The following is a 23,594-nucleotide window of genomic DNA, read 5'->3' as shown; positions in this document are numbered from 1 at the left end:
AGAGTAGCGAGATACGAGTAAACGAAGAGCCTAAAGCCGTGTCGGGATGCTTTTAGCTCCTCCCCTTTATCACAACTGTTGCTTGGCAGAAAATACCAACATAAGGGGAGACAGGGAGGGGTTGGTAACACATAGATTAATATCCCCCTCTAACTCCCCCTTTGATGAACATCACCGATCAAAAACGAACGGCGTTCAAGGGGGAGAACCAAAAGCTAGGCTCGTCGCAGGCTTAATTACTCTCACCTGCTTTAAAGCTCTTCAAAACTCGGTTACCCAAACCTCGTTACAGCCCTTTCCCGGCTCTTCGTATCCCGCTTACTCGTCACCCGAATCTATCTTTTTTCTCTCTTCGATACCCGATTACTCGTTACCCGCATCTGCTTTCAAGCTACTTAACGCTGCTTGGCCTTTGGAACCAAGGTGAGCGAGCATCGGTTTGATCGAACAAGTTGTATTGTTTGTTCAGCACTTGCCCGCCGTCACGCGTGATCGGCAACCAGGTAAAGCCAGCACGACTTGAGCTTGGTTTCACGGTGACTAGATCAAACGGAATCGACACGTAGAAGCCTTTGGTATAACTGCCTTCACCGTACTCTTCGGTTGTCATGTCGGTTAAGCTTACAAACGCACCGGCAATAACGCCGCTCTTGAACTGCTTAGAGAAGTCGACACGAGTCCCGACATCACCCGCAAGAAATTTACCGACCCCCACTTTGAGTAAGGTATCGGTCAAAAAATCCCATTGTGGGGTGTAGTAGCCGGTAATAAAGCCAGTTGTGCCTTTATCAATCACCTTGTAGTAAGCCTGATCTTTTTCATGGTATTGCAGCTCTTCATCAAACGTACCAAACCAGCTTTCTGGATCTCGCTGGCTGATCGCCGTCATGTCTGCACCAATCGCCCAGTTTTGGTTAAATGGTCGATACAGGATTTCACCGCCGACGCCAGCAAACATACTCTCTAGGTAACCACCGTAGGCTTGGGTGTAGATACCGTGACCGTAATCCTCAAACCAAGTCAGTTGTAAGCGATCTAAGCGAATGGCTTCGTCTGAATATGAACGGAAAAGTGTTCTTACTCGTGCGGTTTGAGCTGTGCCATCTGTTGGAATTTCGTAATTAAACTTGTCATAGTTGTCTATCAAATTCACATACAGAGAACCGGATAATTCGATACTATTTGACGCCCAGAACGAAGCATTGGTGTATAAACCCAAACTGTATAGGTAGAAGTTTTCAGATGAACCAAACGACTGGGCAAGGTGCGGTGTAATCGACACATCGAATCGCTCTCGCCCATCGTGATAAATAACGGATTTCTTACGCTTTAGTTCGTGAGTGTTTGTTGCATCACTGGTTTGAGCATTAAGGTAACGGTTGTTCGCTGCCGCTTTGAATGCTTGTGCATCTACCGTTGTCTCGGTGAGTTCCATCGATTTATCGTTTTCGATGATTTTGTAAGTATCAATGTAACTTGGCACCGCATTCGCAATCACAGTCGCACCGCGTTCAACAGCGATATCTCTGTCTCGGTATTTGACCTGAGTGCCCTTGACTACAATGCTGTTATCGTCGACCAAGATTTGCGCTTGTTCATAACCAGCGATCGTTTCAAGTTGGCTTGCAAGGGCCGCCATATCGATGTCGTCAACCGTCTCGACACCACTCGGGCGTAACTCTGCTGTTTCGGTATCTCGCCACACGGAATACATTTCGTTGAAATTGGTAGAGAGATCGAAACCAAGGGTTAGCGTATCACCTCGCTCGTAGCTCACTTTAGCCGAACCCCAATCGGTGAAACGGTAAACCGCACCCACGTTCCATGGCGTGTGTTGTGTCATGTCGACACCACCACGTACTACTGGGAAGTCTTGAGAATAATCATTGCCATCGTATTCAAGCTTCAAGGTTAACGGCTTATAAGGGGTTTGGTATTCAAAACCACCATAAATTGCTGCATCGCCTTTAAACCAACGCTCAAAATCGACACTGCCGCCATTACCTTTATAGTCAGACGGACGTTCGCAATACTTGTCACTGGCTTTACACAGTGGATTGGTGAAGTTGCCACTGGTACCCATGTATCCCCAAGCCATGCCCAAGGTAAAATCAACAGGACCAAAACGTTTAGTTGCCGCGACAAATTCGCCATCAAATAAACCGGTACCACCAAAGTCACGCACACCGACCGATACTTCCGGTAAGTAGTACCCTTCTTCGATTAAGCGCAGTTTAAAGTCGATGCCTTTGTCTGTGTATTTAGTACAGCCACTGAATGAGTTTTGAGAACAATCTTGGTCTGCGCCTCCGCTATAAAGCAGATCTTGTACTTGCGTATAACGAACAGTGGTTTCAAGCCAAGGCATCACCTGTAGGCTCACGTTATAAAAATAGTACTCATTGTTAAACGAAGCACTAAAGTTGAACTCACCTTCAGGTGCCATTCGGCCTGTCGGCATTTGCATTAAGCCAACACCACCAAAGTTCATTTGCGATGTTCTGTATTCAGTGTCGTCGAATGACGATTTTTCTGCTCGAATCGAAGAGGAATCAATAGTTGTTTCTGCACGAGCCGTGTCTGTAAAAACCGTCTCTGCAAAAACCGAAGCACTGTTAGCCATTAACAAGGCGCAGGTAACCGATGTGCACACTGCCGATAGAGGGAATGATTTCTGTTTCAGCATTACAGGCCAACCTTATGACGTAGCAAATCGACAATATCTTGGTTCAACGTTGAGTATTCCGATGGCAGAGAGTAGAACGCCATAAATACGATAGCACCTGGTGCTAAGTACACCGGCTGTTCGTTCCAGTACACATATTGAATGGTTTGCACCACGCCATCTGGCTGAACAACATACGCCACACTTTTATCTGCAGATTCACCAATAAAGCCATTCGGTAATGCATCGAGGTAATCATTCAACGTGCCATGCTCAATCAGATTCATTGTTACCGACTCTTTCATTGCACCCATCAACTGAATTGACGTTGGTCGTTGTGGTAAGTACAGAGATAAGGCTTGAGTTTGACTGTCTGACGGCTTGTTAGTATGAGAACTTGAAACAAGCAATGGGTTCTTATCTGATTGAGAGATAACGGCATTACGGTCTAGCTCAATAAAAACTCGATTGAGATATTGGAAAGAGGCTAACTGTTGGCGCACTAAGTTTGCTTCTGGCTCTTCTACTGCGAAAGCTTCAAGCTGATTCAGTACATTGCGCTTTTTGGCTTCGATAGATTCGTTAGCTTGGTTAGCTTCTTTAAATCCAGTAACTGCAGTCGCTTCAGTATTGGTTATATCAAACAGTTGAGCCGAAAGGGGGAAGTAACCAACAGTACCGTTAGCGTTAGAGCTCGCATTCGCGCTTGCGTCGTCTAATACACGAAGCAGTCGAACGTTAGTTTGATACTCAAGCGTCACACCTTGGAGAGGAAGCTCGATTGTTGTTTTAATCGACGAAGAGCGTTCAGGCGTAACAAGATCAGAAGCCGAAGAAGCGGAGCTCAAAGCAAACAAAGCGCTGATCATTAACAGAGCTCTCATCGTTAATAAAGTTCTCACCAATGGCAACCGACGTCCCGTCATTTTTGATGTATGACTCATATAATTCATCATTTTAGTTCATTACCCTGTTCGTTAATTGCTTTGATAATGCTTAAGGACGGTTAACTCAAGCCTTGTCATATCAGGGCCTAAATACTGTATGGTTTTTACCACTTTGCCTTCGCTGTCGACCCAATATTCGTTGGTGATCTCTTGTTCTAACATTGGGAATTGAATTTTTTCTTGGAACTTCTTGGTATCGATAGACGCTAACGGTGTTTCTACCGTTTGATTCCCCGCATACGTCCGGGTGATATTCGCTTTATAGCCAAATCGATAGTTAGGTTGCCAGTCGTACACCGCTTGCCACTTTTGGGGACCTGGGTTCGCTGACACATCAAACGCAGAAGAAGAGTCTGGCGACGAGCTGTTTGCAGACGAGAACGTATTTAACGGTTGGAATGCCAAACCAGAGAGGTTTTCATAAGGAAGCAATAGCGTTTGTACGATACGTCCATTTTCAGTGACAATCATCGCTTTGTCAGAAGACATCCACTTTAACTGCTCTGCGCCCGTTTGAGGGTTTTCACCGACGTAGGCCAAAACCATGAAGATTTTGCCTTGGTCGTTTACTTCTGCATAAATGCTGGAATACGGTAAGGTTTGAATGTATTCCTTAGACAGCTCAACATCGGAGCTTCCAAAAAAAGCTTCATCAAAAGTGTAATTAACGTCTTGAAACTGCTGAGAACAACCAGCAAGAAAAAGACCAAGGGATATGATTAGAGGTTTAAGCATGACGAGTTCTGCTTCCTAGCAATCTGGTTGCTGATTCCAATATAAAAATCTGATATAAAAAAACCACTTTATGCTTTCACATAAAATGGTTTATACGCCCGACAACAAAAAACTAGTTAGTTGTTGTCGTTACTGTTGCGCCGCCATCGTTAGAAGCAACCGCTACTGCTGCTGCAGCCGCTACTGCTGCTGTCGCTACCGCTACTGTTGTTGCTGTGCCTGCTGCTGCTGCAGATGCACCAGCGCCTGCCGCTGCACCTGAACTTGTACCAGTGCCAGCTGCCGCTGTAGTTTCAGCTGCAAATGCAGCACCTGAGAAGCTAACTGCTAATGCAGCTGCTAGAGCCATCTTTTTCATAATGATTTCCATTAATATAAACGTTCATATGCAGAAGATAATTTTCACACCTTCAAACAGTTGCTCAGCTTAAACAACTGATTGATCATCATAGATAATAACCACAATCAAGTAAATGGATAAATCATAAGCAATACCTTATAAAGCAATATTTAGGAAATAGCGTCACATAAAAATGGCCTTAGAGACTGTGGAGGTCAACAAAGCTATGTTTGTATAACGCAGAAGCCAGTACCAATGATCATAAGAGAGCGTAAACCATATCTAACTAAACCCTGTCGCCAGAGCCTTTACCTAATACTGTTTGAATGATGTATTGGAAGTACAATTTAGTATTCAACGTGTGAATCATGCGTTGATCCCACTCCGCGAGTTTTTCCGGTGTCGACATGTCGATATCATTGATTTGAGCTAACCCCGTCACACCCGGTCTAACCGACAACACTCCTCTCGACTCTCTCTCATCAATCAGCTCTTGCTGGTTAAACAGGCATGGCCTTGGACCAACTAAACTCATTTCACCTTTAAGTACGTTGTATAACTGAGGCAGTTCATCCAGTTTCGTTTTACGCAGGAACCCACCTAGTTTAGTTACAGAGCTCGCCCCAACTAAGTGAGTCGCAACAGATTTTGTTTCCACTGGCATAGTGCGGAATTTAACTAAAGTGAATGGCTTTTTGTTGCGACCAACTCGGGTCTGAAAAAAGACAGGAGAACCCGTATCAAAATAGCCGAGGAGACAAATAACAACAAATACAGGCCAAAGGAACAACAAGCCAAAGAAAGCAAAAATAAAATCGAACAAACGAATCAAAATATGTGTCCTATCAAATTCGGATTGAAAACGTGGGGGCACTATAAGCACCACTAATCAATAAAGGATACCTGAAAAATTTATGGACAAGAAAGCCATAAACTACCTAAAACGCATCAATGCGACTTCAAGTAAGCTTCTACGGTTCTTTTGATCCCTTGTTCAAAACTTACAGGGGGGTTCCATCCCAATATCTCTTTCGTCAAACCTATATCCACTTGGAGGTTGCCGCATATTCTTTGCGCTATGTGCTGTCTATTTAAAACTGACGATCCAGCTTGTATCCAAGACATTGGGATTGGAATTAATCGCGGTGATTTCCCCATAGCATGAGCGATGGTTTGCATCAATTGAGTTGTCGATACATCCTGATCATCAGAAGCTAAGAAGGTATAGCCCGGAGCTGAAGGGTGCTCGCAACAAGTTAGTATCAAATCGGACAAATTATCCAAATAAACCAAGCTTCTCTGGTTCTTTATAGCACCAAACGGTAACGGAATGCCTTTATCAATCAAACGCATCATAGATAAGAAATTTGCTTTGACGCCAGGCCCATAAACTAATGGAGGCCTAATGATAACCACTTCTAGCCCTGTCTCTTTTGAAAGCTTAGCCAACTCAACTTCAGCTTCATACTTGCTCAAACCATAAGGGTCTTGCGGAGTATTCTTTAAATTCGGTTCAAAGGGTAAATTTGGCTCACTGAATTCACCGTTAACTTTAATAGAGCTGACAAATACAAACCTTTTAACGCCCGCTTCAGCGGCTTGCTTCGCTAGGTTCAAAGTGCCAAGGGTGTTGATATCTCGATAGGCAGTTAAAGCACCTTGCTCACTCTCATTCATTTGATGCACTCGAGCAGCACAATGAACAACACAATCCACACCTTCGAATGCACCAGACCAATCGGTACTCGAATCAATAGAAGAAACAGCAAAGCTATTAACGGCCAAGTTATTAACAAACTGGCTATTAACAAACAAGCTATTAGGCTGTATTTGTGCCGCTTTTCGCACTACAGGCACAACTTCCCACTGACACTCTTGTGCTAAATTCGCAACGCGAGAGCCGACAAAGCCCGTACTACCAGTGACTAATAATTTCATAATACAAAAAAGCTCTACATATTGAATAAAAAACAAGCAGCATCAACAGCAAAACTACTGAGCACCACAGAACCATCAATAACATCTAGCTTACCGCACTCAACAGCATTAAAATATCTTGAATAAAAACATTGTGCAGCGATTGCTAAACAAATATCAATATCTCAGGGACAACAATGATCAAGCCAATACGAGCAATTCTCAACACCAAGCGGAAAAATAAACGCTTAATTAGTATTGGTTACGACATCTTTGCAATAGCAATGTCTATTTATCTTGCTATTGCTTTAAGGCTAGGTACATATACATTTGAGCTAGGGCTAGACGAGTGGGTCACATTACTTTTGACAATTTCAGTCACGGTATTCACCTTCGCCAAACTTGGCATGTACCGAGCAGTACTACGCTATATGATGTTTCCTGCCGTCGGTAACATCTTCTTTGCTGTATTTATCTCATCTCTAACCTTAGTTATGAGCGGATTCTTTTTTCATACTTTTATCCCAAGAAGCGTTCCATTTATTTACGCTGGGTTAGCGATTCTGACCTTAGGTGGGCCAAGGATAATGATCCGCTCTGTCTATGATCAGATGATCAAACGCAAAAAACCCAATGTATTTATCTACGGGGCCGGGGCTACAGGTCGCGAACTTGCATATGCTCTAATACACGGTGATGAATATAACCCGGTTATATTATTAGATGACGACCCGAGCAAAAGGGGCAATATCTTATTTGGGCTAAAAGTCCATCACCCAAGCGAATTTGAGCATCTTCAATCTCTTTATCAGCCAGTAAAGCTATTACTAGCAATTAATAATATTAATAAAGGTAAACGATTAAGACTCGTAGAAAAATTATCTGATTGGCCTATTGCGATTCAGTCTGTCCCATCGGTAGAGGACATAGCTGCAGGTAAAGCGACTGCGACAGAGATCAAAGATCTCGACGTAGCTGATCTATTGGGTAGAGCGCCTATCACACCTGACAGTGAATTGCTGGCAAAGAATATTCATAACAAGTGTGTCATGGTAACCGGTGCCGGTGGTTCCATTGGTTCAGAGTTATGTCGTCAAATCTTGGCGCAGCAACCTAAAACATTAGTTCTATTCGAACTCAATGAGTACAACCTATACAAAATTGAACAAGAACTACTTTCTACAAAGAAAAACTTAAAGAGCCAAACTCAGATCATTGCCGCTCTAGGTTCAGTCCAAAGACAGAACCGTCTTGAAAAACTCATTAATACATATGAAATTGAGACCCTGTATCATGCTGCCGCATACAAGCATGTCCCCCTAGTCGAGGATAATGTTGTTGAAGGGATTCGTAATAATGTTTTTGGGACACTATCCTGCGCACAAGCCGCTATAAAGTGCGGTGTGAAAAATTTTACGCTAATTTCAACCGACAAAGCCGTAAGACCAACGAATGTCATGGGTGCGAGTAAACGGATGGCTGAACTCGTTCTTCAAGCGCTTGCAGATAAAGGGACAGATACTGTCTTTACCATGGTCAGGTTTGGCAATGTGTTAGGGTCTTCCGGATCGGTAGTGCCACTTTTTAAGAAGCAAATTAAAGCTGGCGGCCCTGTTACTGTGACGCACCCTGATATCATCCGTTATTTTATGCTAATACCAGAAGCTGCACAGCTTGTCATTCAGGCTGGTGCGATGGGAAACAATGGACAAGTTTTCGTACTGGATATGGGTGAACCCGTTAAAATTCTAGACCTTGCAAAACGCATGGTACATTTAATGGGAATGAAGGAAAGCCTTAATTCAAGCTCGGATGAAGGTGATGTTGAAATCAAATTTACAGGTTTAAGACCCGGTGAGAAGCTATATGAAGAGCTTCTCATTGGTGACAATGTCGAAGGAACTAGCCACGAAAAAATCATGACGGCAATGGAGAGTAAGCTCAATTGGCCAGAGATGCAGATACTATTGAACGAGCTAGACGAGTGCTGCCATGATTTTAATGTAGAATGCATTAAACGGATATTATTAGATGCCCCTACGGGGTATAAGCCTGAAGCTTAGCTTTCAACACGCCCCATAATTTCATAGGGTACTTAGATAATAGCCAAAACCAATTTGAAGATATACCGTGTTGTTTCAAGGAGTGAAGTATCTCGCTATTCAACTGCAAATTAGCAGTGATACCTGAAGTACTTACTCCCCCTTCACGCATCTTTACTAAATTTTTCTCAAGGTATTTCAAATTAAAACTTCCACTTGAAAACAATCTCACAATAAAATCAAAATCAGCCGCTATTTTATAATCTAACGAATATACACCTATTTCTTCAAAACATTCCTTACGCAAGTAAAGGGAAGGATGAGCTGGCATAACTCCACATTTCAAATTGCTATAACTTGCTGACTTAGATGAGTAAAAACGAGTTAGTTGTTCAAGATCATCCTGCTTACAGAAAACCACATCACCATAAACACCATCAATATCAGGGTCAAAACAAGCAACAACTTCTTCAATGATTTCATTATTAAATAAGACATCATCTGAATTGATAATTCCAATGATATCTCCTGTTGCCATTGAAATCCCCTTGTTCATCGCATCGTATAGTCCTTTATCTTTCTCTGACAAAAAAAAGGTTATAACATTTTGATACTTATTAGCAATTTTCTGTGTGTTATCTATTGAGCCACCATCGATAACGATATATTCAATATTTTCATAAGACTGTTGACAAATCGAATTGAAAGTATCTTCTATCGTACTTCCTGAGTTATAACATACTGTTATTAAAGTTACTTTCATTTATTCTCCATTCTACTTTTTCACCAGAACACTGAAAGCCTCATCGAAATATTTCTTTTTCGAATAACTCCATAACGACTTAAATGATGCATTAATTTTCTTTGCACATAATAATATGATTGGAAACACAATATAAAATTGCAATTCCACACCTAAAATCCACATGAGCAGAAGAAAGTTACGCTTCTGACTCAAAAAAAACCAATAGTTTGCACTGAAAAATATTATATGACAAAAACATCAACACCAATAAGCCCGATCGAAAAACCGGGAACTTTAAAATGGTAAAGCACAACAATAATAAACGACAATGTTCTAATAAAAACAATGTCGTAACGAAATTTATGCATGTATTTAACTTACATTGTTATTAATTGTTGATTGAGCTTAGTTAACAATACGTTCGTGCAAGCAGTCCTTTACAGTCAACGATATACTGAGCCGTTTCAACTGAAAGAACTAATGATTCACCTTTGTTTAATATATAGACTAACCCGTCAGACTCCACAGTTACCAGTCCATCTAAACAAAGTAATATTTCTGGTGAAGATACTGTTATTTCTTGTGTTATTCCTTGCTTTATTATATCAAACTTAAAATCATCTACTGGAATTGGATAAATATCTCGTCCATTCTGAATTACAGGGGGCATTAAAAGATCTTGCTTACGAATTGGATTGAATCTTGTATTCGATATGAGTTCAGGCACATCTATGTGCTTTGGAGTCAGTCCAGCCCTAAGAACATTATCAGAATTAGCCATAACCTCTACACCCACACCTCGAAGATAAGCATGAGGAGTTTCAGCGTATAAGAACATAGCTTCACCTGGTTGCAGTTCTATGACATTCAAGAACAATGGCGAAAATAGTCCAATATCATCAGAATATATAGTCGCTAGCTCTGTGATTAATCGATGGAGAGCAACAATATCTGTATCACTTTCATTTGGCTGGAAAGCTAGTAGCTCTTCAGTTGCTTGATTTTTAAGATCTTCCGTTAGTTGGAGAATGCTTGTAAAAACTCGTTTAAGTGACAATGAATTTGGTGACTGTAAAAGTAACTCAATAATATCTGAGATTGAAGGTAAATTTATTACTGAAAAAAATCTAACTATTTCAGGTATTTCACGAAAACCATTCATTGCTAAATAAGGTGTTATCGCATAAACAAGCTCAGGTTTATGATTAGCATCGCGATAATTCCTATTTGGCGCATCTAATGGAATATTTGCTTTATTCTCTTTAGAGAAACCAATTTCAGAAGCTTGTTTACTTGGATGAACTTGGATCGAAAGCGGCTGCTCCGCAGCTAGAATCTTAACCAGAAAGGGCAACTGATTTGAAAACTGCTGCCTGTATTCACCTAACCATTCTATAGGTGAATTTTCTATTATCTCTTTTAGTGGGAGCCATTCCCCATCTTTCTTAATTAGAGAGCTTCCATTGGTGTGTGCCCCCATCCACAATTCAGCTTGTGGCTCTTGCTTTGGGTTGGGGATAGCAAACAATTCTGACATTGCTGTTATGCTGCCCCATTGGAAGTTCTTTATTGGATTTTGTAATGGATAAATCATAGTGTGCCCAGTAACTCTATTTATGCTCAACCTAAATAAAAAAGAATCTACAGATTACAGTTCCTTTTGCAAATTTATCAAGCAAATGATTTTTGTTCTAGTTTACTAAGTGTTTGATTAACTAATAGACATGCGGAATCTAGTGAATCAGCTTCAGCATAACAGCGTAATTCAGGGGCATTTCCTGATGGGCGTAAGTGAATTATTTTCTGGTCTTCCAGTGTCAAACGTAAACCATCTGTAGTATCAACACTCTCTACTTTAACATCAACAAAACCTAATTCAAAAAGTAAACCGTTTGGCGAACTCAGACCTTGCTCTAAGATTAAATGGCTTTTTTCAATAGCAAAGTTCTGAATTCGATCACTATGTGTGAAACGTTTTTCTATTTTTTCTTGCAATTGGACTATTGGTATATTTTTAGCCGAAGATAACAACATTAAGGCTGGTAGAACAGCATCCCTTGTAGGTAAAGCTTTTAATATTTTTCCATTAATGCTGACATCACTACCAAGTAAAAAACCACCATTAGCCTCAAAGCCAGCAATAGAAGAAAAATTAACAATAAGCGAACTAAACTCTGCAATTACATATGGAGAGCCAATCTTTGTCTTTGATACATGTTTAAATGATGGTGATTTGGCAATGATTGAATTACAACTTACTGGAATAGCTAGCGCTTCAATATGCATCGCTTCTGCACATAATAAACCTAAAACATCGCCACGTAGCCAATCGCCGTTTTCATTTGCAACTAGTGGTCTATCACCATCACCATCAGTTGAAAAAATAAAATCTAAATTATGCTCTTTTGACCATATTTGTGCTTTTTTCTTATCGGCTTCAGAAACAGCTTCAGTATCAATTGGAACAAACTCATCACTACGCTCAAGAGGAATAACATCAGCACCAAGCGCTTCAAACATTGGCGCATAAATATCACGACCAGCACTTGAATGCTCATAAATACCAATGCGTTTACCGGCAAGTAGCTGACTATCAAACAGTGACGTGTAACGCTCAATATATTGAGTAGCCGCTTTATCACTAATAACAAGTTCAGGTACGTTTATTATATCTTCAAACTGAGCAGTAGCATTTAGAATCACTTGTTCATCATCTTTGCTAATTTCACCATCTGGTCGATAAAATTTAAGGCCATTACGATCAAATGGAATATGACTTCCGGTCACCATAATGCAGGGAATGTTATCTTGCATTGAAACATAAGCAAGCGCTGGAGTTGGTACAACCCCATAGTAGACAGCATCAAGCCCTAACTGATATACAGCTTTAATGCAAGCTTGAGCCATTGCTGGGCTACTAGGGCGGTTATCTATTGCTATTGCAACTTGTTTAAAATCAAAGCTAGATTGTATCCCTGTAATAAAAGCATGAGTAAAAGCAGCGCACACATTAGCTGTAAATTGTTCAACTAAACCACGAGCGCCACTTGTACCAAATTGAATACCTGACTCTTGAATTACATTTTTACTGTTCAACATTATTAATAACCTACACCATAGTCTTCTAAACGAACCACATCATCTTCTTGTAAGTATGAACCAGAACGAACTTCGATCAACTCTAAAGGAACTTTACCTGGATTTTCAATGCAATGAGCAGAACCAATTGGAATAAAGGTCGATTCATTTTCACCAAGTAAGTAAGTTTTATCTCCATTGGTCACTTTCGCTGTACCAGACACGACAATCCAATGCTCCGCTCTGTGATAATGAAGTTGTGTTGCCGTTCTCTCACCAGGCTTAACTGTTAGGTGCTTAACTTGAAAACGTTCTCCGTCGGCGATTTCATCATGAGACCCCCAAGGGCGATATACTTCACGATGTTGTAAACATTCTGGACGCTTTTGTGACCTCAATTTATTCACTATTGCTTTCACATCTTGAACTTTATCTTTATCTGCAACTAAAACCGCATCCTTGGTTTCAATAATAACTAAATTATCAACACCGACTGTAGACACTAATTTATTTTGAGAATAGATAAAACTATTTGACGTCTGCTCTGTTAACACATCTCCACGAGTTGCATTTCCATCATCATCTTTATCGTTTACTTCCCAAAGCGCACCAAAAGAACCAACATCACTCCAATTGGCATCCATAGGTACAACAACGGCATCTTTCGTTTTTTCCATTACGGCATAGTCAACAGAATCATCAGGACATGCCGCAAAACTCTCTTCATCTAAGCGGATAAAGTCCAAATCCCCACGAGCGCCAACCATTGCTTTTTGACAGGCTGTAAAAATATCAGGTCGATGCAGCTTAAGCTCTTCCAAATAGCGAGATGCTTTAAATAAAAACATACCACTATTCCATAAATAATCACCTGATTCTAAATAGGCGTGGGCTGTTTCTAAATTTGGTTTCTCCACAAAATGAGCGACGTTATATGCATGACCACCTTCAACTTCAGTGTCTTTTTTAATGTACCCATAGCCTGTCTCCGGTGCTGTAGGCACAATACCAAAGGTTACCAGCTTACCCGATTCAGCCTCAGGAACAGCTTGTTGTATTGACTCAATAAAAGCAGAATGGTTTTGAATCACATGATCTGCAGCTAGTACTAACAATAGAGGATCTTGATCATTGTTAATTCCATGTAATGCTGCAAGCGCAATAGCAGGCGCGGTATTTCTACCTACTGGCTCCAAAACAATACCACTGTGCTTTAAATTCTGCTGACGAAGTTGTTCAGCAACAATAAAGCGATGCTCTTCATTGCAAATTAAAAATGGTGCATCATGTTCGATACCATCAAGTCGATTAATGGTTTCTTGTAGCATTGTGCTTGAGCTGGTTAACGAGAGAAATTGTTTAGGATAAAGAGTACGAGATAAAGGCCATAAACGACTACCAGAGCCACCTGCCATAATTACGGGTAATAACATATTCAGCTACTTATTTTTATTTGAATAAGAATAATAAAAGAGTATTGACTAACTAGATTGAAAATACCACTTGGTATGCAAGTGAACATCATCACTATTTAGTAATACATTCACAGGAAGCCACTGGTATTGATTATGCTGAGAATCTAGAGGTAAGTTTAATGTTTCTAAATCAACCACCAACTTATACGCGATGGCAACATAATGTGTATTTACATCATCACCAAAAACATAATCATGATAAAGGTGCGTAAATGGACCGAGTAACTCAGCATGCTGAATTGAAAATGCAACACCAAGCTCATCTAAAGTCAATCGTTGAAAGGCCTCATTCATGGTTTCATTTTTTTGGATTCGCCCACCAGGAACAAACAAAAAACCTTGAGCGGGTTTGTTTACTCGCTTCCCCAACAAAACTTCGTCATTAGAATTTACAACAACTAAATCAATCGAAACTAATGGTGTACTTGCGATAACGGTAGAAAAAGTTTGTTTATCAAGAAACATATTTCCTCACTGAAATTAGTCCTCTATGAAAAAGAGCTTTACGTTAAAGCTCTTTTATTAATATAGAAAACTAATTATTTTCTAAATGTATCTTGATTGTCCAAGAACCATCGATAAGTCTCTTTCAATCCGTCTTCAAGCGATATTGAAGCAACCCATCCAAGCTTTTCTAAACGGGATACATCCATCAACTTACGAGGCGTACCATCAGGTTTTGAAGTATCAAAAACAATGTCACCTTGATAGCCAACAACCTTGGCAACCGTCTCAACCAATTCACGAATAGTACAATCAATACCAGTACCAACATTAATATGACTTAACATCGGTTGAGTATTTCTTTGATAAATACCTTCATCTAAATTCATAACATGAATACTGGCTTCAGCCATATCATCAACATGAAGAAATTCACGCATCGGTTTCCCTGTCCCCCAAGCAACAACTTGTGCTTGCTCTGCTAATTTAGCTTCATGAAAGCGGCGGATCAAAGCGGGAATAACATGTGAATTTTCAGGGTGGAAATTGTCATTTTCACCATAAAGATTGGTCGGCATAACTGAACGGTAATTACGCCCATATTGACGGTTATACGATTCACACATTTTAATGCCTGCAATCTTAGCAATTGCATAAGGTTCGTTCGTTGCCTCAAGCACACCAGTTAGCAAGGTATTTTCAACCATAGGTTGCTCTGCAAACTTAGGATAAATACAAGAAGACCCTAAAAAAAGTAAATCTTGAATATCATGGCTATGTGCTGCATGAATAATATTATTCTGAATCGTTAGGTTCTGATAAATAAACTCAGCTGGGTAAGTGTTATTAGCGACAATACCACCCACTTTTGCTGCTGATAAATACACTTGATCTATGTTATTTTCAGCAAAGAATTGATTTACCGCCTGAGGATCCAATAAATCTAGCTCATTACGATCACGGGTAATAAGTTCAACATTAGACAATTGAGATAACTGACGTACGATTGCAGAGCCAACCATTCCTTTATGGCCTGCAATAAAAATACGTTTAACTACATTCGACATATCAATTAACTCTCTAAAGAAATAGCCACATCAAAGCCATTCGCTTTTAATAATGCATGCTGTTTCGCCTTAGAGATATCTGATTGCACCATTTCCTGACACATTTCATCAACCGTAATTTCTGGAACCCAGCCTAACTTTTCTTTCGCTTTAGTTGGGTCCCCAAGAAGTGTCTCTACCTCTGCAGGGCGGAAAAACTTAGGGTTAACTCTAACAATAACATCACCCACATTAACGTTTGGAGCTTTGCTTTCTTCTACTGAGACTACTATCGCAACTTCATCAACCCCTTCGCCAGTAAATTCTAAAGTGATGCCCGCTTCTAAAGCAGACATACGAACGAACTCGCGTACAGAAATTTGCTTACCCGTTGCGATAACAAAGTCATCCGCCACCTCTTGCTGAAGCATCATCCATTGCATACGTACGTAGTCTTTTGCATGACCCCAATCACGTAACGCATCCATATTACCAAGATGCAAGCAGGATTCTAAACCTTGAGAAATATTTGCAATCGTTCGTGTAATTTTACGCGTTACAAACGTTTCTCCACGACGTGGTGATTCGTGGTTAAACAAAATGCCGTTGCATGCATACATACCATAAGATTCACGGTAATTAACCGTAATCCAATAGGCGTACATTTTCGCAACAGCATAAGGAGAGCGAGGATGGAAAGGAGTCGTTTCACGTTGTGGAATTTCTTTTACTTCGCCATAAAGCTCAGAAGTAGAAGCTTGATAGAAACGTGTTTTTTTCTCAAGTCCATTAATACGAATGGCTTCAAGTAGGCGCATTGTGCCCATGCCATCAACATCAGCCACATATTCAGGAGATTCAAAGGATACTGCAACGTGAGACATTGCACCTAGATTATAGATTTCATCCGGTTGGATCTCTTTTACAAGACGAATAAGGTTTGAAGAATCGGTCAAGTCACCGTAGTGAAGGTGGATACTATCTGAATTCGCAAGAACACTATCAATGCGTTCTGTATTAAAAGAAGAAGCTCGACGAATAATACCATGAACTTCATAGCCTTTTTCAATCAGCAGCTCAGCTAAATACGAGCCATCTTGGCCAGTGATACCTGTAATTAATGCAACTTTATTCATTTTTCAATCTCACTTAAATCTGCTTTGTAACTTTTTAAAAACATCTAGTGGGAATAATATCATGCTACCAATCTTGAATCTAATTGACTCTTGGAATGCTCTATTTTGCTGTTGTAAGTCGTAGTTAGAGCGTTCTAAGTTATGGATAGAGCCTTGCAAGTTAGAAAGCTGCTGCTGGGTCATCTTTTTAATTTCCATGACCTCAGTATTAATATTTTTAACCTGCAATGTGGTACTGTATTTTAATACATCCTCTGATTCAAACAATGGAGCAGCGTAACCCATTGACAACAGTTCTTTTCTAAACAACTGATTAAACGCAACCTGCTGACTATTAGTATATTTTTCTTGCCAAGAGCTTTTCTGACCACTTCTAAAAAAATCTGGATATTGGGAATTCAACTCACTAAACGATGGTACTGAATTAACGTCAGACGCATTATCACCTTCTGAATTAATGAAATGATTAATGTTCTTTATAGAATCATCAAAATCATCCATTAAACTTTCAAATTTTAGTAATAAAAAACTACTCTTTTGACTATATAAGCTCCATTTTTGGACATGCTCTCCCCAAGAACCAAAGGAAACGTTGCCTACAATCACATCTGATAGCGTAATTTTTTCATTCGCGATTGTTTTAAGGTAGTGTTGATAAGAAAGTGTTGCTTCTCTACCGTCACGAACTACATAAATAAATTTATCACGTACAAAATCAAAACTATCACTATCTGGCAACTCATGAGATTTTACATAAAATAGTTCTGTACTATCCCTCATGCTATCCAGATTGAAATCATCTAAGGGTAAATGCCCAACGACCTCAGCTACTGCAGGATTCTCAGCAATATCACTTTTATCTCCATGAATAGAATAAGATTGAACATTAAAGACTTTATTCATAAGTATGCGTAGATAGGTATTACCACTACGAGGGTAAGAAACAAGCCATGTAATCATTTATTCATTCTCCTTAAATAAGTTTTCAAATCTAATAATTGAACTTCTTTGTTTTTATGATATGACTTAAATTTACAGTACTCCACATAAGCAGAAACCACAGACTGCTTTGGATAAAAAACACCAGCTTGTTCAAAACAATCCTCTTGAAAAAGATTTAATTTTTCTATATGAAAAACAAATATCACCTCATCTGCTTTTTCTATGTCACGCTTTAATCGATATAATCGTTTTTCATATTTCTCATAAACTTCATCAAATATTTCCTCTCCATTCTTAGGAAAATCGTGAGGTAATAATGTGAAATTTTTAGCATTAACGCAAGGGGTTATTATTTCATCACAAATTTCTAGTTTTGTACCACTCTCGTCCTCAACAAAAAGCATACGCTTGACTGGCTTCAAAAAAATTGCATCTTTTTTATTGATCAAAGATTCATCTTTTAATAAAAATGCAATATTTTTACTGATATCCGATATAATCCAATCGAATGGATAAGCGCATATACGGAGATTATGCTTTCTTAGTTGATGTGATACGTAGCAACTATTCCCAATTGGTATAACTATTTTATTCCTCATAAATATACCCATTAAAAGACTTTTCATAGTAATTAAAAGTATACTTCTTTGATTCCTTCAAACACTCTACTCGATATTTAGTTTGTATATCAGAGTCTTTCAATAGTCGATTGGTTTTTAATACCATACTTTTAAAGCTATAATTTTCGATTGCGTAATCTTGAGAGGGAAGAACCTCTTCGATATTATTATGCTTATATAAAACTACTGCCAAACCATATGACATTGCTTCAAGAAGCACTAATGGTGATGCTTCTGTTTTATATTTGCTTGGGAAAATCAAAATATCACTTTGTTCTAATATATTCTCTTTCAACTCTCCTTGAATAGAGCCATGATAGACAACACCATCGATGTCATTTACTTTACTCTGAAAAAGTTGCATTTGAACATCAGTTAAAAAGGATGAACCGGCAATATCAAGCGTCGAGTCTGGATGTTTTTTCTTTATTTTTTCAAACAACGCAATTGCATCAAATACACCTTTTTCTACTGTGATATTTGATAAAAACAACAACCTCTTCCCTGGCTTCAACTCTCTATTAACCTGCACTAATTCACAATAATTTTTTAGAACTTTAATTTTTTTGTTTTCAATACCAGCATTTTCGAACTGTAATGCCATATGGCTATTTGGTATCAAAATCAAATCGGTCTTTTTGTACAACCATCGACTAAGCTTATTTATAATAGAGTTCTTTGATTGAAATATATTATCAAAATCATTTCCATGCGCATGCACAATCACTTTTTTTGAAAATAACAGTGATAACACCAAAAATGGCAGGTCTTTTATGAAACCAGAATAACTTCTTGAACTTGAAAGCACAGAGATATTATTAGTAACAATCAGGTTCACAGAGAATGTGAACAGTGAAGATAAAAAAAGCCATAACTTATTTAAAAGTGACTCCCCCTCCCCACCATTGGAAAAAAGAATACTATTTTCAATAGCGTTAACACTATCAATAAGTACTTTATTTTGTCCTGTTATTTTTCCAGAACCGGGCCCAATAAAGAATACCTTACTTTTTCCCATTAAGGACTCTTTCATAAACTGAAATATAAGAAGAACAAACTACTTTTTCTGAAAAGTAACCGTCAATAAACTCGCGACTAACATCTGTTTTGTCAATAGGACATTTTAGTATTTGTAATATACCTTGAGCAATTTCATTTGCTTCAAAAGGAGTAGCAAGAAAACCTTTACTTTCAGAGTTAACCATATCTGGTATACCACCTATATTAAATGCAACTGTAGGTGTACCACACGCTTGAGCTTCCAAGATTGTATTAGGCAGATTATCCTGCATGGAAGGAGCAACAAATATATCGACTGCATTATAAATTGCTGCTAACGATACTTCATCAGAAAACTTCCCAATATAATTAGCCTTTATCTTACCGAAATGCTCAGATTCCATTTGTTCAGAACCATAAATGACAAATTCAATATCTTCAGCACTCTCATGTTCATTCAATAAATCAATCGCTTTTCTAATAAACTTAAAACCTTTTCTAGGATCATCCTTACTATTGAATGCTCCAAACAGAACAAGTTTTTTATCCTTCGGAAAACCAAGTAACTCTCGGCAGTAAGAAATATCTAACGGCCTAAATATATTAATATCTAGGGTATTAGGTATCACACTATGGATATGGTTTTTTAATAACTCACTTTTAGATGCGCACTCTCTCATCCAATTAGATGGCGATACTATATGCATTGTTTTTGGGTAATGTTTTTTCTTGCGTTTGAATAGAGCTAAATCAAAATCTCTACCTGTATAATGCTTAGGTCTATTTCCAGAAGAATAACCTTCAACATAGCGCTCAGGATGCTCTAAGTCATCATAATGCTCTGCCCCACTGAAAGGCCACATATCATGTAAAGTCCATACAATAGGTTTGTTAATCTTTGCTATATCTTCAATACGCATAAACTCAGCGTTAATCCAGTGTAAGTTTACTACATCACAATCAGAAGAGTTTATCACATGATATAATTTTGAAGGGAAAACGTTCAAAGAATGTAAAATAGGGTTAGAACTTTTCTTTTGAAAGTTAGCAATTTTCTGCCCTAACATATTCGCAAACATATTATAAACTTTACGCTTAAGACTCACATCTCTAACAAAAATTTTGGAACTTCCTTTAGAGCCAACTAGCATTGTTGCATCAATACCAGCGTTTCTCTGAGCTTCACAGATCCTACGAGCGGCAATATGTGCACCACCACTACAATCCTGATAGCTTACATGTAAAACTTTCATCGGAGAACTTTCCTTATTAACGACTTTAACATCGTTTTTTTATTTCCTTTAATAAACATAGTATAAATTGCAACTGTGAATCTAGCCAACAATGGCTTCTTTTTGAATATTTCTTTTATAAAAAACTCACCATAGTATTCCGTTTTATCAAACTCTATAGATTTGTAATTAATTAAGTGTGAATGAACTGATTCTAAGCAAGAGTGGAATGGTGAGGTCACAGAAATACCATCAAGGCTATGTCTTGCAATTTTTGTTTCAATTTTATGGAACTTTGCATCTTTTTTATAAGCACGTAAGAAGAAGTCATAATCTGAAGATATTTGATACCCTTCATTATAAAAAATCTCCTCATGCAAACTGCGTTTAATTGCTGTTGATTGATGATTAAATGGCATCTTAGACATAATCAATGAATGCTCTGCGTGATGAATATGTTCAGATGTAGCCTTTACATAAATAGCATCAGAATAGTAAATATCAAACCCTGGATTATCTGACACTTCATTAACTATGTTAGCTAAAGTATTTTCATCGACAAAGGTGTCACCAGCATTCATGAAGATTACATAATCTCCAGTTGCTAACTTAATGCCTTTATTCATTGCATTATATATGCCTGTATCAGGCTCGCTGACATAACATGTAATCAATTCACTATTAGATTCAATTATATCTAGCGAACCATCGGTTGATCCTCCGTCAACTATTGTAAGCCTACACTCACGTGTTTGCTCCTGTATAGATTTCAGCGTATCAACCAAACCCTTTTTATCATTAAAATTGACAGTTATTACTTCAATCATCAAACATTCCCGCAAAACCTTGATTCACTTCGAGTTTATTAACTTTAATAAACTCAATAAATTCATTATGTAAATATTGCCTTTTTAGATCATACAATCCCACTTGCTCTAAGATTGAGTTTACAATGACGTTAGAGTATTCTTTTGGCTTGTATTTTATGAACTGATCAATACTCATTTGTGGAAGTGCCATAGTATCAGCAAGGCCTTCGGTTCTCGAATCATGTGTAATTATTAATGAAGGCACGCCCGCTTGCATAGGCAGTATATTTCCATGTAATCTCATTCCCCATGACAAATCAAAGCCACGAGAGTAATTCATCCAAGAGACGGTATTTGTAAAATGCATTACTTTTTGTCTTAGAGTCTTGTGTCTAAATCTGAAAGCCCTTTGGTAATGATATGGAATTTGTATGTTCTCGTTCATAGAAAAGCTCAGTAAATCCGGGCTCTGAATTACATAACTAGATACATTTTTGCTCAAAAACCTAGCAGTGTTCAGTAGGACTTTTTGAGAAAATCTATGTCCCTGACTATACTCACATATGTGATGTTTTAGTGAATCTAGATCATGTTCTAAAAGCAATGAATTACACTTTTTTTCAATTATACTACCAAGATCCCTATGATAACTGATGAAGTTTGATGGGCATCCTGTGACTCTCGTGTTATATATACCATTATATTCCAAGATATTCTGAGTATAGTAATCCCTTACACTAATTTGTTCACTTCTTTCACTAAGTAATGATATCAAAGACAAGCTATGTTTTTTTAATTTAAACAGTTCATGTCTATTAACATTCTGAACACCAATAGAAAATGGGACAAATTTAGTTTCCAGCGTTTTTAAAGATGTATACCTTTTTTGGTTGAATAATTCTGAAGCTTCATTATTTCCCAACCAATTCGCACACGATATAATCGTTGGTCTATCAAACTGATTGTCAAGATGTTGATTAATTTCATTAACACTTGCAAAGCTATGCGTTACATAGTCTTCAATATTAACAATTCTAGATAAACCAAGCCGAAAAGCAAAGTTTCCTAGATTAAACCCACTACGGAGGTTTATATCTTCAGATTTCAGCTCGTCAACCTCATCAATAGAATATAAATCCTTTAACGTTAAATAAATACCTTTCATACAAAACCATAATTAACAATAAGGATATTTAACCCTGAAATAATACACTATACAGATACAGAAAATGCAAAATTAATAGATAACTTAATTTTTGCTAAAAAAGCTCGTAAAACGACCTTTCAATTTTTCTCTATTGCTATCATAATCTTCCATAACTGTATTCACTTTGTTCAATAGCACCGTATTTAGCTCTTTTGTTCTTAGCTTAGAAAACTCTTTTGCACTAATAGTTGGTATACACATTGTCTCAGATAGTCCGGCAGTTCTAGTATCATGTGTTACTACAATAGAAGGAACTTCTGCTTGCAACGGAATCATATTTCCATGAATTCTCATACCAAATGAAATATCACAAGTTCTAGAAAAGTCCAACCAAGGTTCAATTCCTGAAAAGTGCTGTGTTCTAGAGTTTAAAAGTGATTTAACCTTTGGTGTTAAGTTCATTAGTCCAGGGATTTTATATGATAATGGAATATCTCTACTTTCTCTTAATAAAAAAGGCAACAGCTCTGGGCTTTGAATAATATATTGACCAGCTGACTTAGAAAGGATTTTTAACGTCTTTGCTAACACTAAAGATGACACTGCATTACCAGCACTATATTCACTAATATGGTAGCGAGTCTCTTTCACATCTAGCTTGTTCTTGATAAGACTCTGAGCTTTTTCTTGGACTTTTTTACCTAAATCCTCATCATCATTAATAAAGTTTGATGGACACCCTGTTATTATCGAATTTTGAATTCCATATTTTTCTAATACTTGTTGCGTGAACTCATCTCGAACACTGATTTCCCGGCTTCTCTCTGAAAGCAATGCAATTAGGTTTTTAGTGTTTTTGCCTAGTGAAAAATCACTAACTGAGCCATGAGATTGAGCTCCAATTGAAACAGGAATTGTTGGACATTCCATTTGCTTTATAAGTTCATATCTCGTGCCATTTGCTCTTTCTTCATGTTCCGATGTGCCAATCCAATTAGCACAAGATAATAATAACTCACTGGGGTTACCATTTTCCTTCAAAAACTCTCGGCAACCTCTCCAGTTTATACGTTTATGTTCTTCCACATTGATAATTTTAGAAAGACCATGCCGAAAAGCATAGTTTCCTAAATTAAAACCACTATAATACATTAAACCATCAGTGTTCTCTTTGTAGGCATCTTTTATACCACTAATATAAAGAAGATCCATATGAAGCTTATATTTTTCATTAATCATTTACAACTTACCTTAGCATAATCTAGTATTTTAGAT

The 23,594-nt window shown here is 38.3% G+C and carries 21 protein-coding genes; 1 reads left to right on the top strand and 20 read right to left on the bottom strand.

Annotated features, from left to right (window positions below):
• Positions 1-391: 391 nt before the first annotated feature.
• The 6 genes from AB4323_RS07180 to AB4323_RS07155 all read right to left on the bottom strand — a co-directional run bounded on the left by AB4323_RS07180 (position 392) and on the right by AB4323_RS07155 (position 6,625).
• Positions 392-2,686, bottom strand: a complete 2,295-nt coding sequence (locus tag AB4323_RS07180; protein WP_372152025.1) for a YjbH domain-containing protein — start codon at positions 2,684-2,686, stop codon at positions 392-394.
• Positions 2,686-3,591, bottom strand: a complete 906-nt coding sequence (locus AB4323_RS07175) for a capsule biosynthesis GfcC family protein (RefSeq protein WP_372152092.1) — start codon at positions 3,589-3,591, stop codon at positions 2,686-2,688. The genes AB4323_RS07180 and AB4323_RS07175 overlap by 1 nt, the downstream gene beginning before the upstream one ends.
• Positions 3,592-3,642: 51 nt before the next feature.
• Entirely contained in the window at positions 3,643-4,347 is a 705-nt protein-coding gene (locus AB4323_RS07170; RefSeq protein WP_372152023.1) for a YjbF family lipoprotein, read from the bottom strand.
• 112 nt (positions 4,348-4,459) lie between these two features.
• A complete protein-coding gene (locus tag AB4323_RS07165) occupies positions 4,460-4,705 on the bottom strand; it encodes a hypothetical protein (protein WP_372122960.1) in 246 nt (81 codons plus the stop codon).
• A gap of 268 nt (positions 4,706-4,973) precedes the next feature.
• The gene (locus AB4323_RS07160) at positions 4,974-5,522 is read right to left on the bottom strand and encodes a sugar transferase (protein WP_372152090.1); all 549 of its coding nucleotides are present in this window, start codon (positions 5,520-5,522) and stop codon (positions 4,974-4,976) included.
• 113 nt (positions 5,523-5,635) lie between these two features.
• The gene (locus AB4323_RS07155) at positions 5,636-6,625 is read right to left on the bottom strand and encodes a UDP-glucose 4-epimerase family protein (protein WP_372135407.1); all 990 of its coding nucleotides are present in this window, start codon (positions 6,623-6,625) and stop codon (positions 5,636-5,638) included.
• 176 nt (positions 6,626-6,801) lie between these two features.
• On the opposite strand from AB4323_RS07155, the gene AB4323_RS07150 reads away from it, so the two are divergent.
• Positions 6,802-8,667, top strand: coding sequence for a polysaccharide biosynthesis protein (locus AB4323_RS07150; protein ID WP_372152021.1), 1,866 nt, complete (start codon positions 6,802-6,804; stop codon positions 8,665-8,667).
• On the opposite strand, the gene AB4323_RS07145 is transcribed toward AB4323_RS07150, so the two are convergent.
• The 14 genes from AB4323_RS07145 to AB4323_RS07080 form a co-directional block, all read right to left on the bottom strand.
• On the bottom strand, positions 8,642-9,409 hold the full coding sequence (locus AB4323_RS07145) for a glycosyltransferase family 2 protein (RefSeq protein ID WP_016798402.1): 768 nt from the start codon (positions 9,407-9,409) through the stop codon (positions 8,642-8,644). The two genes, AB4323_RS07150 and AB4323_RS07145, sit on opposite strands and share 26 nt — an antisense overlap.
• 391 nt (positions 9,410-9,800) lie before the next feature.
• Complete coding sequence (gene manA, locus AB4323_RS07140; protein ID WP_372152019.1) at positions 9,801-10,985, bottom strand: mannose-6-phosphate isomerase, class I; 1,185 nt, start codon at positions 10,983-10,985, stop codon at positions 9,801-9,803.
• A 77-nt stretch (positions 10,986-11,062) separates the two neighbouring features.
• The gene (locus AB4323_RS07135) at positions 11,063-12,490 is read right to left on the bottom strand and encodes a phosphomannomutase (protein WP_016798405.1); all 1,428 of its coding nucleotides are present in this window, start codon (positions 12,488-12,490) and stop codon (positions 11,063-11,065) included.
• A 2-nt stretch (positions 12,491-12,492) separates the two neighbouring features.
• Complete coding sequence (locus AB4323_RS07130) at positions 12,493-13,902, bottom strand: mannose-1-phosphate guanylyltransferase/mannose-6-phosphate isomerase (protein WP_372152017.1); 1,410 nt, start codon at positions 13,900-13,902, stop codon at positions 12,493-12,495.
• 48 nt (positions 13,903-13,950) lie between these two features.
• Complete coding sequence (locus tag AB4323_RS07125) at positions 13,951-14,409, bottom strand: GDP-mannose mannosyl hydrolase (protein ID WP_372023027.1); 459 nt, start codon at positions 14,407-14,409, stop codon at positions 13,951-13,953.
• A gap of 74 nt (positions 14,410-14,483) precedes the next feature.
• Positions 14,484-15,455 carry a GDP-L-fucose synthase family protein gene (locus tag AB4323_RS07120; protein WP_371959840.1) on the bottom strand — a complete coding sequence of 324 codons (972 nt, stop codon included), beginning with the start codon at positions 15,453-15,455 and terminating at the stop codon, positions 14,484-14,486.
• Positions 15,456-15,460: 5 nt separating this feature from the next.
• The gene (gmd, locus tag AB4323_RS07115; protein ID WP_372023033.1) at positions 15,461-16,570 is read right to left on the bottom strand and encodes a GDP-mannose 4,6-dehydratase; all 1,110 of its coding nucleotides are present in this window, start codon (positions 16,568-16,570) and stop codon (positions 15,461-15,463) included.
• 9 nt (positions 16,571-16,579) lie between these two features.
• Positions 16,580-17,530: a sulfotransferase domain-containing protein gene (locus AB4323_RS07110; RefSeq protein ID WP_016798410.1), complete on the bottom strand. Its 951-nt coding sequence runs from the start codon at positions 17,528-17,530 to the stop codon at positions 16,580-16,582.
• Complete coding sequence (locus AB4323_RS07105) at positions 17,527-18,111, bottom strand: DUF1796 family putative cysteine peptidase (protein WP_372152015.1); 585 nt, start codon at positions 18,109-18,111, stop codon at positions 17,527-17,529. Before AB4323_RS07105 ends, AB4323_RS07110 begins: the two co-directional genes overlap by 4 nt.
• Positions 18,101-19,150: a glycosyltransferase family 4 protein gene (locus AB4323_RS07100; RefSeq protein WP_372152013.1), complete on the bottom strand. Its 1,050-nt coding sequence runs from the start codon at positions 19,148-19,150 to the stop codon at positions 18,101-18,103. Before AB4323_RS07100 ends, AB4323_RS07105 begins: the two co-directional genes overlap by 11 nt.
• A complete protein-coding gene (locus AB4323_RS07095) occupies positions 19,137-20,384 on the bottom strand; it encodes a glycosyltransferase (protein ID WP_372152011.1) in 1,248 nt (415 codons plus the stop codon). The genes AB4323_RS07100 and AB4323_RS07095 overlap by 14 nt, the downstream gene beginning before the upstream one ends.
• Positions 20,381-21,190, bottom strand: a complete 810-nt coding sequence (locus AB4323_RS07090) for a glycosyltransferase family 2 protein (RefSeq protein ID WP_372152010.1) — start codon at positions 21,188-21,190, stop codon at positions 20,381-20,383. Before AB4323_RS07090 ends, AB4323_RS07095 begins: the two co-directional genes overlap by 4 nt.
• On the bottom strand, positions 21,183-22,337 hold the full coding sequence (locus AB4323_RS07085) for a polysaccharide pyruvyl transferase family protein (protein WP_371959836.1): 1,155 nt from the start codon (positions 22,335-22,337) through the stop codon (positions 21,183-21,185). Before AB4323_RS07085 ends, AB4323_RS07090 begins: the two co-directional genes overlap by 8 nt.
• Positions 22,338-22,421: 84 nt before the next feature.
• On the bottom strand, positions 22,422-23,558 hold the full coding sequence (locus AB4323_RS07080; RefSeq protein ID WP_372152008.1) for a polysaccharide pyruvyl transferase family protein: 1,137 nt from the start codon (positions 23,556-23,558) through the stop codon (positions 22,422-22,424).
• Positions 23,559-23,594: the final 36 nt, after the last annotated feature.

This window comes from Vibrio sp. 10N.261.52.C11, assembly GCF_041471405.1.
In the GTDB taxonomy this organism is placed as follows: domain Bacteria; phylum Pseudomonadota; class Gammaproteobacteria; order Enterobacterales; family Vibrionaceae; genus Vibrio; species Vibrio crassostreae_C.
This window is presented reverse-complemented; position numbering and strand designations above follow the sequence as displayed.